The sequence below is a fragment of the Brucella sp. LJL56 genome (assembly GCF_054871705.1).
The window spans coordinates 1,645,900-1,658,979 of record NZ_JBTXLQ010000001.1 but is presented as its reverse complement, the minus strand read 5'-3'; the positions used below and the strand labels follow the sequence as shown (position 1 = coordinate 1,658,979).

The window sequence follows — 13,080 nt, the reverse complement described above, 5'->3', positions numbered from 1 at the left end:
GATTGATTAGATGTCTTTTAACAAGGAAAAGCTTCCGCTCGTAATCGTCACTGGTGCTAGTTCGGGCATTGGCCTTGCCACTGCAAAAATGCTTGCACAACGTGGTCACCCGCTGCTGCTTCTGGCACGCCGGCTGGACGCGATGGAAAAGCTCAACCTGCCGAACACGCTCTGCAAATCGGTTGACGTTACTGACCGCAAGGCACTTTTGGCCGCCGTTCAGGAAGCCGAAGCAAAGTTTGGTCCCGCCGACGCTATCGTCAACAATGCCGGTGTGATGTTGCTCGGCGAAGTAACCAGACAGAACCCGGATGAGTGGGACCGGATGCTGGAAGTAAACGTCAAGGGCCTCCTTAATGGCATTCACGCCGTGGCTGGCGGGATGGTCGCGCGCAAGCACGGAACCATCATCAACATCAGTTCGGTGGCTGGCCGCAAGACCTTCGCCAATCATGTTGCCTATGTCGGTACCAAGTTCGCCGTGCATGGCATGTCGGAAAATCTGCGTGAGGAACTTTCCCCGCACAATGTCCGTGTCGTGACGATTGCGCCCGGTGCCGTGGAAACCGAACTTCTGAGCCATACCAGCGACGACGGTATCAAGGCCGGTTACGAAGAATGGAAAAAGGAAATGGGCGCGCCTGTGCTCTCGGCTGACGATGTGGCTCGCGCCATTCTCTATGCCTATGAGCAGCCACAAGGCGTCTGCATACGCGAAATCGTTCTGACTGCAACCAAACAGCAAGTATGAAAAAAGGGCGCTTCAGGCGCCCTTTTCTTTGACCGATATTCTATCGTCGACCGGCGCGCCGTCTGCCCTTGCCCGACGCCGCAGCGCCCTGCTCCTCGAACAGCGAAGCAAGCTGCTCCGTCATGGCGCCAGCCAGCTCTTCCGCATCGACAATCGTGACGGCACGCTGATAATAGCGCGTGACATCATGGCCGATACCGATTGCGATCAGTTCCACCGGCGAACGCGTTTCGATCTCTTCGATCACGGCGCGCAGGTGACGTTCAAGGTAATTCCCCGGATTGACGGAAAGCGTCGAGTCGTCGACCGGCGCTCCATCCGAGATCATCATCAGGATCTTGCGCTGTTCAGGACGCGCCAGCAACCGCTGATGCGCCCAGATCAGCGCCTCGCCGTCGATGTTTTCCTTGAGCAGGCCTTCGCGCATCATCAGGCCGAGATTGCGCCGTGAACGACGCCATGGCGCATCGGCGCTCTTGTAGACGATATGGCGCAGATCATTGAGGCGACCCGGATTGGCAGGCTTGCCACGTCCAAGCCACGCTTCGCGTGACTGGCCGCCCTTCCACGCCTTGGTGGTGAAGCCCAGAATTTCCACCTTTACGCCGCAACGCTCCAGCGTGCGGGCCAGAATATCAGCGCAGGTCGCGGCGACCGTAATCGGACGGCCGCGCATGGAGCCGGAATTGTCCAGCACCAGCGTCACCACCGTATCGCGGAAATCGGTATCGCGCTCCTGCTTGTAGGAAAGCGGCTGCGTCGGATCGATGACGATGCGCACCAGACGGGCCGAATCGAGATAACCCTCTTCCAGATCGAAATCCCAGGAGCGATTCTGCTGCGCCATCAGGCGGCGCTGCAGACGGTTTGCCAGGCGCCCGACCACGCCCTGCAGATTGGCAAGCTGCTTGTCGAGGAAGCCGCGCAGACGGTCGAGTTCCGCCTCGTCGCAAAGATCGGTGGCCTCGACCTCTTCGTCAAACTCGCGCGTGAAGACCTTGTAATCGACATGCTCGGCAAAATTGGCGAAAGGCTGGTTCGGACGGCGCGTATCGCCCGGCGTTTCCGCGTCGATATCGTCGCTGTCGTCCATGTCGTCGGCAGAAGCATCGGCGGCATCCATCTCGCCCTGCTCGCCCTCATCGCTCGAACTGTCGGATTCTTCGCTTTCAGCCGAATCGGAGCCTTCCTGGCTCTCGTCGCCGCCTTCCTCGTTCTCGTCGGAATCCGGCGTCTGCTCGTCATTCTGCTCTTCGTCGTCGCTCGGTTCTTCCTGCGACAGCTCTTCCGCCATGTCCATAGAGGCGAGCATGTCACGCACCGTGCGCGCAAAAGCCTGCTGGTCGTCGAGATTATCGCCAAGCCGCGCAATATCGGCGGCAGCCTTCTGCTCGATCCAGTCGCGCCACAATTCCAGCACCTGGCCCGCTTCCGCAGGTGCAGCCCGCCCGGTCAGCTTTTCGCGCAGCAGAAGCGACACGGCTTCCTCGAGCGGCGCATCTTCCTTGGCCGTCACGGCAGCAAAATTGGCGCGGCTATATTTATCGGCCAGCATGGTGGAAAGATTGTCCGCCATGCCGGACATGGCGCGGGCGCCGATGGCTTCCACACGCGCCTGCTCCACAGCGTCGTAAATCGCGCGCGCCTGCTTTCCTTCCGGGGCGAAGCTCGCGTGAATGCGCGGATTGTGACGCGCCTGACGCAAGGCCATGGAATCGCCGAGGCCGCGTGTGACGGCAATATCATGTGCGGTCGGACGCTTCGGCAGATCGGGAAGACGGGCGCGATTGGCGCTCAATGCCGGGCGATCGTTGGTAAACGCCACCTCCAGCTCATGTTCGCCGGAAATGGCACGGACGCAAGCCGTTAGAGCACGCTTGAACGGTTCGGAATCCACCGGTCCCGGTTTACGCTCGCGCGAATTATCGCCTATTCCTGACTTCTGGCCCGACATATGCCTATCCTGACTTCGCTTTCAAGCAAGGGCGAAGCTGACCACCCCCGCATCAGACATTGCTCTGCCGCCGGATAAATATCAGGCGGCAGGCTTCTTCCACATCAGGCGAGAACGATATTGGCTGCCGATTCCGGCAGTTCCACGCCGAAAGCGCGCTGATAGAACTCGGCCACAATCGGGCGTTCCAGTTCGTCGCACTTGTTGAGGAAGGTCAGGCGGAAGGCAAAGCCGACATCATTGAAGATCGCGGCGTTTTCCGACCATGTGATGACCGTACGCGGGCTCATGACGGTCGAAAGATCGCCGTTGACGAAGGCCTGGCGGGTCATGTCGGCAACACGCACCATCTTGTTCACGATCTCGCGGCCTTCGGCATTCTGATAATGCTTGGCCTTGGCGAGAACGATGTTCACTTCATTGTCGTGCGGCAGATAGTTCAGCGTCGTCACGATGGACCAACGGTCCATCTGCGCCTGGTTGATCTGCTGGGTGCCGTGATAGAGGCCGGTGGTGTCGCCGAGGCCAACGGTGTTGGCGGTTGCGAACAGACGGAAAGCCGGGTGCGGGCGGATGACACGGCTCTGGTCGAGGAGCGTCAGGCGACCGGAAGATTCCAGAACACGCTGAATGACGAACATCACATCCGGACGACCGGCATCATATTCGTCGAATACCAGCGCCACATTGTGCTGATAAGCCCAAGGCAGGATACCGTCCTTGAATTCGGTAACCTGAACGCCGTCCTTGACGACGATGGCGTCCTTGCCGACAAGATCGATACGGCTGACATGGCTGTCGAGGTTGACGCGCACGCAAGGCCAGTTGAGGCGGGCTGCGACCTGCTCGATATGAGTCGACTTGCCGGTGCCGTGATAACCGGAAACCATCACGCGACGGTTATAGGCAAAGCCTGCAAGGATCGCGAGCGTCGTCTGACGGTCGAAAAGATAATCCGGATCAAGCTCCGGCACATAGGAATCGCCTGCCGCATAGGCCGGCACCGTCATGTTGGAATCGATCCCGAACACGTCACGCACCGAAACCGTTGTATCCGGCAAATTGGCTATATCCCGCTCAACCTTGTTCATCATGCCTCCAGAGCGGCAGGCAGCGACCGGCCGCGACATTCATCTTCATCCGTGGGCGTATTTTTCCGGCGAGCCGGACGGTATGCCCCTTCCGTAATTCGTTGCGGGCATCCGTGCTTGCGCCCGCGCAATCGCGCGGCAGAAGAATGTCCGTCGGAGTTGTCGGCGACAACTCCCATAGTCAGCCTGTCAGGCCCAAACAGGCTTTAGCAAAAACCTGCCTGCTTGAGCAATTGATAAGCCTGAATAACGTCGCGAAATCTTTCTTCCGATCCGCGATCACCACCATTCGCATCGGGATGGTGCTGCTTTACCAGCTCTTTATAGCGCGCCTTGATCTTATCGCCAGTCGAATTTGGTTCAAGACCGAGCGTCGCCAGCGCCTTTATCTCGAGCGTACGCGGTTTGCGCTGTGCCTTCTGACCCGGCGCATGTCCCTTGGCTTCCTTAAAAAGATTGAAGGGGTCACGGATACGGTTGTGATAGGAGGCCGAGCCGGAGCGCATCTTGGCCACATCCGGCGATGTGCGCGGTTTGGCGGTGGAATTCGCCGTCGTCGACCAGGTCGGGCGATGGCCCGTGATCGCATCCTTCTGGAATTTCGCGATGTCTCCATCGGAAAGACCAGAGAAGTAATTGAAATTTTTGTTATATTCCCGCACGTGATCAACACAGAAGCGGAAATACTCGCCTTCACGCATGCGTCCGACAGGCGCGCGATGCGTGCCTGGCTTGTCGCAACCGTCCCATTGGCAGCAGGGGCCTGAAGCCTTCGCTTCCGCGGTCTTCTTGGGCTTGATGCGGATACTGTCGAAAAATTTTGAGTTCGTTGTCATCGAATCGAATTATGCGGATTATGAGTTGCTGAACAAGAATTGACATTTCGTCCGGTATGGCTTTGAGCCATTTCAACTGGGCGAAATTTTGAAGCAGGTGGCTTTCCTGTGCGGATTTGCCCCACCTTTTGCCACCGAAGCAGCGTTATATGAGGCACAGCGTCTATATGGGGAGAAGTGGTCCAAATGTCCATTCACAATAGCAAACAAAGCGCAATGGAAGCCAAACTGACCACGGCTTTCGCTCCCGAACGGCTTGAAGTCATTAATGAAAGCCACCTCCACGCCGGACATCATCACGAAGAACGCGGCCAGCACGAGGTCTATGACGGAACCGGAGAAACCCATTTCCGCATCCGTATCGTTGCCGAGGCTTTTGCCGGAATGAGTCGCATCGCGCGTCATCGCGCCATCAATGCCCTTTTGAAGGACGAGCTCGACGGCGGTGTGCACGCATTGGCGCTTGAACCCTCGGCTCCCGGTGAACAGACGCGGCGTTGAATAATTATCAGACTACCCTTTCCCGCCCCAGCCTCGACTTGCCGTCACTGAAGGGAGGATGGCTAGCCACGTAAACAGATTGGGGGAGATAATTCCAGAAGCATGTAAAGGCGCCCTCGCAGGCGCCTTTACACTATGGATCGAACTTTACGGAGAGATGAAATTTCCGGAATGAAACCGGTATAAACGAATGAACGAAGGTCTTATTTCTTCATTATAAATAACGAATAGAAGAAGAATTAACCCGAAGTTTTCGCATCCTAATATAAGCCACATATAATGGCTGAAAAACGTCTTAAATCCTATATAACATTACTTTTACGGTAATTTCAACAATATTTATTCATGTATACTGTTTGTTTATTTAGTACATTAGCGATTATTACATTGTTTATTTGATTTATCTAATAATAGATAATCGAGAATATTATGAGGAATCTGCAATCGCAAAGCTGCAGCGGGTCACCTCGTTATTGAGGCAGCGCCGCGACAATCGGGGTCGGTTTGCCATCGGCATCGAGCGGTACGATACGCAACCGTGTCAGCCGGTTCTTTTCCTTCTTCAGGACGGAAAAGCGCTTCCCGTAAAAGGTGAAAGCCTGCTTCACTTCGGGAATGGTCTGGGTCTCATGAATGACCAGACCGGCAATCGTGGTTGCCTCCTCGTCGGGTAAAGACCAGTCGAGGGCACGATTGATATCGCGAATCGGCAGCGAGCCGTCGACGATCACCGAACCGTCCGGCTGCAGGCGAACGCCCTGGATTTCGATATCGTGTTCATCAGCAATATCGCCGACGATCTCTTCCAGAATATCCTCAAGCGTCACCAGCCCCTGCACGTCGCCATATTCGTCGACGACGATGGCAATATGTGCCTTGCGACGAAGAAACGCGTCGAGCTGGTCCTGCAATGTCGTCGTATCCGGCACAAACCATGGCTTGCGCGCGACCTTCATGATGTCGATGCGCGTAAAATCATTGTCCACGTCGTAAAGCGCGCGCAACAGATCCTTGGTGTGAATAATACCGACAATATTGTCGATATCGTCGCGCCAGAGCGGCATGCGCGTATGCGGACTGGCCAGAATGTCACGGACGATCTCATCCGCCGGCGCGTCGGCATTGACGGTGCCCATCGAGGTCCGATGCACCATCACGTCACTCACCTCCAGTTCCTTGAGGTCGAGGAGGCCGCCCAACTGGTCGCGGTCTTCCTTGATGAGCGACTTGTCGCGATGCAGCACCTCGACCGCGCCGCGCAATTCGTCCTGCGGGCTCAGCATGGAACGACCAGCGGCAAGATTGATGCCACAAGCCTTGAGGATCGCACGCACGATCCGGTTCACGACACTGGAAACAGGGCCGAGGATCAGCACGACCAGCGACACGCCGCGCGCCACGCCGAGCGCAAACCGATCGGGGCCTGCAATCGCCCAGGATTTCGGCAGCACTTCCGCGAAGATGACCAGAATGACCGTCATCGCCAGTGTCGCATAGGCGACGCCCGCATCGCCGAACAGATTGAGGAAAATGCTGGTGGCGATCGAGGAAGCCAGAATATTGGCGAGATTATTACCGATCAAAAGCGCGCCGATCAGCCGGTCGCGGCGACCGATGAGGCGCTGGACCAGCCCTGCGCGGTCATCTCCATTATGCTCAAGCGTAAGCATGCGGGCGCGCGAGGCCGCCGTCAGCGCCGTTTCGGACCCTGAAAAGAACGCGGAGAGAATGACGCAGAGCAGGATAATGCCGCACATAACCCAGAGCTCGAAAGCCATTCGCCTTGTCCTCTTATTTCATATCTAGTGGATTTTTCGAATTTGACGTTTGAAACAGCATCTAACTCAGTCGGGATTCAAACATCAAATTCAATCCACCAGACGTTCTTTCAAAAACTCTAGCACGGCTGTGGACGGCACGTCCCTGGCAATAAAGGACTGGCCGATGCCGCGCGTCAGGATGAAGGTGAGCGCACCGCGCGCCACTTTCTTGTCCTGGGCGATATAATCCATCAGTTTTTCCGCCGGGAGCAATCCGCCCGGTACATCCGACAGCCGATATGGCAGGCCGACGGCCCTCAGATGCGCTTCGACGCGCTCCGCATCCTCGATACCGCACAGGTTCATCTTGACGGAGAAGCGATGGGCCAGCGTCATGCCGATAGCCACACCTTCGCCATGCACGAGACGGCATGAATCGTAACCGGTCGCCGTTTCCAGCGCATGACCGAAAGTATGGCCGAGATTGAGAAGCGCACGATCACCGGTTTCGCGCTCGTCGCGGGCAACGACAGCAGCCTTGCAACGGCAGGATTCGGCGATGGCTTCCGTCCGCGCCGCGCCGCCGGAGAAAACCTCCTGCCAGTTCCGCTCCAGCCATTCGAAAAAGTCAGGACGATCGATCAGGCCGTATTTCGCAACTTCGGCGTAACCCGCCCGGAATTCGCGCGGGCTCAGCGTATCGAGAACGTCCGTATCGGCCAAAACAAGCTGGGGCTGATAAAAGACACCGACAAGATTCTTGCCATGGGCTGTATTGATCCCGGTCTTGCCGCCGACCGAGGAATCGACCTGCGACAGAAGCGAAGTCGGCATCTGTACGAAATTCATGCCACGCCGTACGATACCGGCGACAAAGCCGGACAGATCGCCAACCACGCCGCCACCAAACGCCACGACCGCATCGCCACGCTCCAGCCGTGCTGCCAGCACAGCATCGGTCACCGTTTCCAGCGTGGCGAAGGATTTGGATTTCTCACCCGGCGCAACGATGATCGGCGTTACATCAATACCGGCCCTGGCAAAGCTTGAAGTGAGGCGTTCCAGATGAGCGTTGGCGACATTTTCGTCCGTCACCACCGCTACACGCACGCCTTTCAGGCGCTTCGCCAGCTCCGCGCCCGCGCGATCAACCAGCCCCTTTCCGATCAGAATGTCGTAGGAACGGTCGCCAAGCGAGACGGGAACGGTTGTGACACTGGCATCGGCGGTCAAAGGCGCATTCATGCGTAGTCTCCAATATCATGCGGCTAGAGCGCATCCTGAAAAGTGCGAAGCTGTTTTCGGACAAGATGCGCGTAAAAGCAAAAACTAGAGCATTTCCAATGACTCATGCAAAGCAGAAAATGCTCTGGGAAATCAGCGGTTCCTTCTACCGAACCGACTGTGCCTCTAAATTTTCGAGATGATCCGCCAGAACGTCGAGCAGTTCGGCAGCGATCACTTCCTTCTTGTCGTCGCGGGTCATCAACTGGAGATCGGCCAGCGCATAGACGGGATAGCGTTCGTTCATCAGCCGCAGCATGACGCCGCGCGGATCGCTGTTCTTCAGCAGCGGACGGTTCTGGCGGCGCGATACGCGCTCCATCAGAATATCGATTTCCGCATTGAGCCAGACGGAGACGCCCGCACGACCAACTGCCGCGCGTGTTTCGGCATTCATATAGGCCCCGCCACCGGTTGCCAGAACCATCGGCCCGTCTTCGAGCAGACGCATGATGACGCGGCGCTCGAGATCGCGGAACTCGACCTCGCCATAGGCTTCGAACAATTCAGGAATGGTCATGCGGGAAACCGCTTCAATCTCCGTATCGGCATCGCGAAACGGCAGTCCGAGCAAGGCTGCCGCCTTGCGTCCGACGGTGGATTTTCCTGCCCCCATCAACCCCACGAGCACCACGACTTTCGAACCGAGCAGATCGCGGATCGTCTCCGCTTTCTCATGTAGATTGTTTTGTTTTGTCGTACCGCTCATTGACCTCGTCCATTTGCTCCGGTTCCACATGAAAAACAGCGCGCCGTCAATTGCTTTGATTGGTTTTCAGGGCGTGCATGGCCGCAAGCAAGGCTTTTTTGCATGATTGCGCTCTTGTCTCCTCTTTCATTCCTCCTCCTTGCTTTCGTCCCCCTCCTTGCTTTCGTCTCAATGCCACAGCATAAAAGATGAATGCCTACGCTAACGCGCCTCGTCCTCTTTCTCGCTCTTGTCGCCGCCGTCGTTTATGGCGCGATGTATACACTTGCCAATTTCGTTGAACCGGACACACGCGAGATCACCGTCGATATACCGGCTTCGAAGCTGAAACCGGTCACGATTGCGCCTCCGCCAGCTCCCGCGGCCGAGCCTGCCTCGGCAGAAGCTGCCGCTACGGCACCCCAATTGCCCCAATCGTCACAGACACCGCAGGAGTGACGATGCGCGCATCGCTGGCGATTGAGAATTTTCTGGAAATGATGAGCGCCGAACGGGGTGCTGCGGAAAACACGCTTGAATCCTACCGGCGCGATCTTGAGGCAGTGGCAGAGGCACTGTCAGCGCGGGGCGTCAATCTGGCTGAAGCCGGGCCAGACCATGTTCGCGGTGCCATCGATGCCATGGCGGCGGAAGGCTTTGCCGCAACATCGCAGGCCCGACGCCTGTCGGCACTGCGCCAGTTCTTCCGCTTTCTCTATTCGGAAGGCTATCGGCAAGACGACCCGACCGGTACGGTCGATGCGCCCAGGAAGCAAAAGCCGCTGCCGAAGATCATGAGCGTCGAACACGTCACCAGACTCCTCGACCGCGCGACGCTCGAAGCCGATGAAGCAGCCGAGCCGGCTGACCACATCAAAGCCTTGCGCCTTCATGCGCTTCTCGAAACGCTCTATGCCACGGGGCTTCGTGTCTCGGAACTTGTTGGTCTGCCCGTCACCGTCGCGCGCACCGACCACCGCTTCCTGCTGGTGCGCGGCAAGGGCTCCAAGGAACGCATGGTTCCGCTTTCGCCCAAGGCACGCGAAGCGCTGCAGCGTTTCCTCACCTTGCGGGATTCCTTGCCCGGCAGCGATGACAATCCATGGCTGTTTCCGGCTTTTTCGGAAAGCGGCCATCTGGCGCGTCAGGTTTTTGCCCGCGAATTGAAGGGACTTGCCGCGCGGGCAGGATTATCGGCGGCGGCTATCTCGCCGCACGTGCTTCGCCACGCCTTTGCCAGCCATCTGCTGCAGAATGGCGCCGATCTGCGCACCGTGCAGCAATTGCTCGGCCATGCCGATATTTCCACGACGCAAATCTATACCCATGTGCTGGAGGAAAGACTGCATAAGCTTGTCAGCGAGCATCATCCGCTTGCCGATTAGCCTCTGTCCGGTTATGAGAAAATCAAAAATTTGCAAGATGAGCCAGTAGTGAATATGTAAAGCGCCGTAAAACAGCCTTTTTCAGGCTCGCAATAACGGCGAGTTCATTAGAAACGTACGAACAGTCAGGCCCGATGTACAACTATCTCGATTTTGAAAAACCCGTCGCCGACCTCGAAGGCCAGATTCTTGAGCTGAAGAAGCTCGCGCAGGAACAAGGCAGCGTCGAGATGAGCGACGAGATTCGTCGCCTCGAGAAGCGTTCGGCCGATGCGCTGAAGGACATCTATCGCAAGCTGACACCCTGGCAGAAGGCGCAGATCGCCCGCCATCCGGACCGTCCACACTGCCTGGAATATATCGACCGGCTGTTCACCGAATTCACCCCGCTTGCCGGCGACCGGAAATTCGCCAATGACGAAGCGATCCAGGGTGGCTTTGCCCGTTTCAACGGACAGGCCGTTGCCATTCTCGGACAGGAAAAAGGCTCCGACACCAAGACGCGCCTGAAGCACAATTTCGGCTCGGCCCGCCCGGAAGGCTATCGCAAGGCCGTCCGCATCATGGAAATGGCCGACCGCTTCCAGTTGCCGCTCATCACCTTCGTCGATACTGCAGGCGCCTATCCGGGTGTCAGCGCCGAGGAACGCGGTCAGGCCGAAGCTATTGCCCGTTCGACGGCAGAGTGCCTGCGGCTGCGCGTTCCGGTCATCTCGATCATCATCGGTGAAGGCGGCTCCGGTGGTGCCATCGCCATCGCCGTTGCAAACCGCGTCTATATGCTTGAGCATTCGATCTATTCGGTGATCTCGCCGGAAGGTGCTGCCTCGATCCTCTGGCATGATTCGACCCGCGCCAAGGATGCCGCTTCCAACATGCGCATCACCGCGCAGGACCTGTTCGATCTCAAGATCATCGACGGTATCATTCCTGAACCCCTGGGCGGCGCCCATCGCGGCAAGGAAGCCGTCATCGATGCGGCTGGTGACATCATCACCGCATCGCTGCGCTCGATGAAGGATGTCGACGGCGAAACGCTGAAGCAGGAACGCCGCCAGAAGTTCCTCGAAATCGGTCGCAACATCTGATTTTCACCACGAATTGGAGCGCACCCCGAAAAGTGTAATGCGGTTTTCGGGGTAAGATGCGCGGTACAAAACAAAGAGATAATTCATCCGGGAGGCCTCGCGCCTCTCGGATTTGCATCATGCTGTAAATTCAGCCATATTGCCGACGCGCTGGATTTTAGCTATCTGAGCAAGGATTTATAAACGATACCGTAAGGTTTCAGTTTTAAAATTCCACGTTCAGGAAATTGGCTTTTGCTCATAAAGTCTCTGGCGTAGCTCTAACAGACTCGATGCGACATGAAGATCAGAACCGCAATTCTAGGCTCCGTAATGGCAACCGCGCTCCTCGCGGGCTGTCAGGGTTCGTCCGTATCCGATCTCAGCCTCCGGGCTGAGAAGCCGCTTCCCGAAAAGGTCGTTGCCAAGATGAAGGCGAAGGGCATGACCCGCACCTCGCCGATCATGGTACGCATTTTCAAGGAAGAAGGCACACTCGAAGTCTGGAAGCAGAAGAACAACGGCAAGTACGACCAGATTGCGTCCTACGAAATCTGCAAGTGGTCGGGCAAGCTCGGACCGAAATTCATTGAGGGTGACCGTCAGGCGCCGGAAGGTTTCTATACTGTCCGCCCCGCCCAGATGAATCCGAATTCCAGCTATTATCTCTCGTTCAATATCGGCTTCCCCAACGCTTATGACCGTGCCAATGGCCGCACCGGCCAGCATCTGATGGTGCACGGCGCATGCTCGTCGTCGGGCTGCTACTCGATGACCGACGAACAGGTCGCCGAGATTTACGCCTTCGGTCGCGACGCCTTCAAGGGCGGCCAGCGCGATTTCCAGATCCAGGCATTTCCGTTCCGCATGACGGCTGCCAACATGGCGCGCTACAAGAGCGATCCAAATTATTCCTTCTGGAAGATGCTGAAGCAGGGCTACGACGCTTTCGAAACCGCCAAGGTGCCGCCGAAAGTCGATGTCTGCGAAAAGCGCTATGTATTCAACGTTGCGACGCCTGACGGCCAGCCCTTGTCCGCAACGGATGCCTGCCCGCCATCGGCTGGCGGCGAGGCCATGTCCTATGCGTCTTACGAAAAGACCTATCAGTCTGCATTCAGCGCCAGCCAGAAGGCACCGGCACCGTCCATTCAGGGCATTACCGAAGCCAGGCTCGTCTCCGCCTGGAGTGCTGCACGTGCACGCGGTGAAAAAGTAACGCGCGAACCACCGTCGCTTTCTCCCGCTTCTGCAGAAAAGGCCGGTGCACCGGACATTCGCCCACAAGCGCCGTCCGTACAGCCGACAGCCATTGCGGCGACGCCGCAACCGGTTGCCATTCCTGCAGCACAGACCGCAGCCGTGCCCGCACCGCAGCCAAACCCGGCAGCCCCTGCACAAGCGTCTGCTCCACAAATCTCACCAATGACTACCGCCAGCACGGTGGCGCAGAATGTCGAACAACCGGCACCTGTCGCAGCCCCCGAACCGAAAAAGCCATGGTGGAAGATCATCGGGAACTGATGACTTTGCAGGATGACATTCCTGTCTATGACCTGAGGGGGCTTAAATGCCCCCTTCCGGTTTTGAAAACCCGCAATCGTCTGGAAAAAATGCCGAGCCAGGCGCTTCTCTGGGTGGAGGCGACCGATCCGCTGTCAGGCATCGACGTCCCGCATTTCTGCACGCAGGAAGGCCACGCCCTCCTCGCGCAGGAGCGTCAAGGGACGTTGCGTCGCTTCCTTATTCGCAGGAAGTGAGTA

14 protein-coding genes are annotated in these 13,080 nt (G+C 57.4%); 7 read left to right on the top strand and 7 right to left on the bottom strand.

Annotated elements, in window-relative coordinates:
* Positions 1-10 precede the first annotated feature (10 nt).
* Positions 11-751 (top strand): SDR family oxidoreductase, encoded by a 741-nt coding sequence (locus ACYSN1_RS07965; RefSeq protein ID WP_461725127.1) that lies wholly within the window; start codon positions 11-13, stop codon positions 749-751.
* 40 nt (positions 752-791) lie between these two features.
* Here ACYSN1_RS07965 and cobT read toward each other — a convergent pair whose 3' ends face one another.
* From cobT to ACYSN1_RS07945, 4 genes are all read right to left on the bottom strand, one after another.
* Positions 792-2,705: a cobaltochelatase subunit CobT gene (gene cobT / locus ACYSN1_RS07960; RefSeq protein WP_461725126.1), complete on the bottom strand. Its 1,914-nt coding sequence runs from the start codon at positions 2,703-2,705 to the stop codon at positions 792-794.
* A gap of 104 nt (positions 2,706-2,809) precedes the next feature.
* Positions 2,810-3,796 carry a cobaltochelatase subunit CobS gene (gene cobS, locus ACYSN1_RS07955; protein ID WP_461725303.1) on the bottom strand — a complete coding sequence of 329 codons (987 nt, stop codon included), beginning with the start codon at positions 3,794-3,796 and terminating at the stop codon, positions 2,810-2,812.
* Between the two features lie 206 nt (positions 3,797-4,002).
* The gene (locus tag ACYSN1_RS07950) at positions 4,003-4,632 is read right to left on the bottom strand and encodes a J domain-containing protein (RefSeq protein WP_151555417.1); all 630 of its coding nucleotides are present in this window, start codon (positions 4,630-4,632) and stop codon (positions 4,003-4,005) included.
* Positions 4,629-4,826 (bottom strand): hypothetical protein, encoded by a 198-nt coding sequence (locus tag ACYSN1_RS07945; protein ID WP_140020485.1) that lies wholly within the window; start codon positions 4,824-4,826, stop codon positions 4,629-4,631. Before ACYSN1_RS07945 ends, ACYSN1_RS07950 begins: the two co-directional genes overlap by 4 nt.
* Here ACYSN1_RS07945 and ACYSN1_RS07940 point away from each other — a divergent pair.
* The gene (locus ACYSN1_RS07940) at positions 4,819-5,133 is read left to right on the top strand and encodes a BolA family protein (RefSeq protein WP_461725125.1); all 315 of its coding nucleotides are present in this window, start codon (positions 4,819-4,821) and stop codon (positions 5,131-5,133) included. The two genes, ACYSN1_RS07945 and ACYSN1_RS07940, sit on opposite strands and share 8 nt — an antisense overlap.
* A 470-nt stretch (positions 5,134-5,603) precedes the next feature.
* Here ACYSN1_RS07940 and ACYSN1_RS07935 read toward each other — a convergent pair whose 3' ends face one another.
* From ACYSN1_RS07935 to ACYSN1_RS07925, 3 genes are all read right to left on the bottom strand, one after another.
* Positions 5,604-6,911, bottom strand: coding sequence for an HlyC/CorC family transporter (locus ACYSN1_RS07935; protein WP_461725124.1), 1,308 nt, complete (start codon positions 6,909-6,911; stop codon positions 5,604-5,606).
* Positions 6,912-7,001: 90 nt separating this feature from the next.
* Positions 7,002-8,138 carry a 3-dehydroquinate synthase gene (gene aroB / locus ACYSN1_RS07930; RefSeq protein WP_461725123.1) on the bottom strand — a complete coding sequence of 379 codons (1,137 nt, stop codon included), beginning with the start codon at positions 8,136-8,138 and terminating at the stop codon, positions 7,002-7,004.
* A gap of 145 nt (positions 8,139-8,283) precedes the next feature.
* Positions 8,284-8,886, bottom strand: coding sequence for a shikimate kinase (locus tag ACYSN1_RS07925; protein WP_461725122.1), 603 nt, complete (start codon positions 8,884-8,886; stop codon positions 8,284-8,286).
* Positions 8,887-9,078: 192 nt separating this feature from the next.
* Here ACYSN1_RS07925 and ACYSN1_RS07920 point away from each other — a divergent pair, with 192 nt between their 5' ends.
* The 5 genes from ACYSN1_RS07920 to ACYSN1_RS07900 all read left to right on the top strand — a co-directional run bounded on the left by ACYSN1_RS07920 (position 9,079) and on the right by ACYSN1_RS07900 (position 13,077).
* Positions 9,079-9,324 carry a hypothetical protein gene (locus ACYSN1_RS07920; RefSeq protein ID WP_461725308.1) on the top strand — a complete coding sequence of 82 codons (246 nt, stop codon included), beginning with the start codon at positions 9,079-9,081 and terminating at the stop codon, positions 9,322-9,324.
* 2 nt (positions 9,325-9,326) lie between these two features.
* The gene (gene xerD / locus ACYSN1_RS07915; protein WP_461725121.1) at positions 9,327-10,250 is read left to right on the top strand and encodes a site-specific tyrosine recombinase XerD; all 924 of its coding nucleotides are present in this window, start codon (positions 9,327-9,329) and stop codon (positions 10,248-10,250) included.
* A gap of 134 nt (positions 10,251-10,384) precedes the next feature.
* Complete coding sequence (locus tag ACYSN1_RS07910; protein ID WP_461725120.1) at positions 10,385-11,338, top strand: acetyl-CoA carboxylase carboxyltransferase subunit alpha; 954 nt, start codon at positions 10,385-10,387, stop codon at positions 11,336-11,338.
* Between the two features lie 279 nt (positions 11,339-11,617).
* A complete protein-coding gene (locus ACYSN1_RS07905) occupies positions 11,618-12,841 on the top strand; it encodes a L,D-transpeptidase family protein (protein WP_461725119.1) in 1,224 nt (407 codons plus the stop codon).
* Positions 12,820-13,077, top strand: a complete 258-nt coding sequence (locus ACYSN1_RS07900) for a sulfurtransferase TusA family protein (protein WP_461725302.1) — start codon at positions 12,820-12,822, stop codon at positions 13,075-13,077. Before ACYSN1_RS07905 ends, ACYSN1_RS07900 begins: the two co-directional genes overlap by 22 nt.
* The last annotated feature ends 3 nt before the right edge of the window (positions 13,078-13,080 follow it).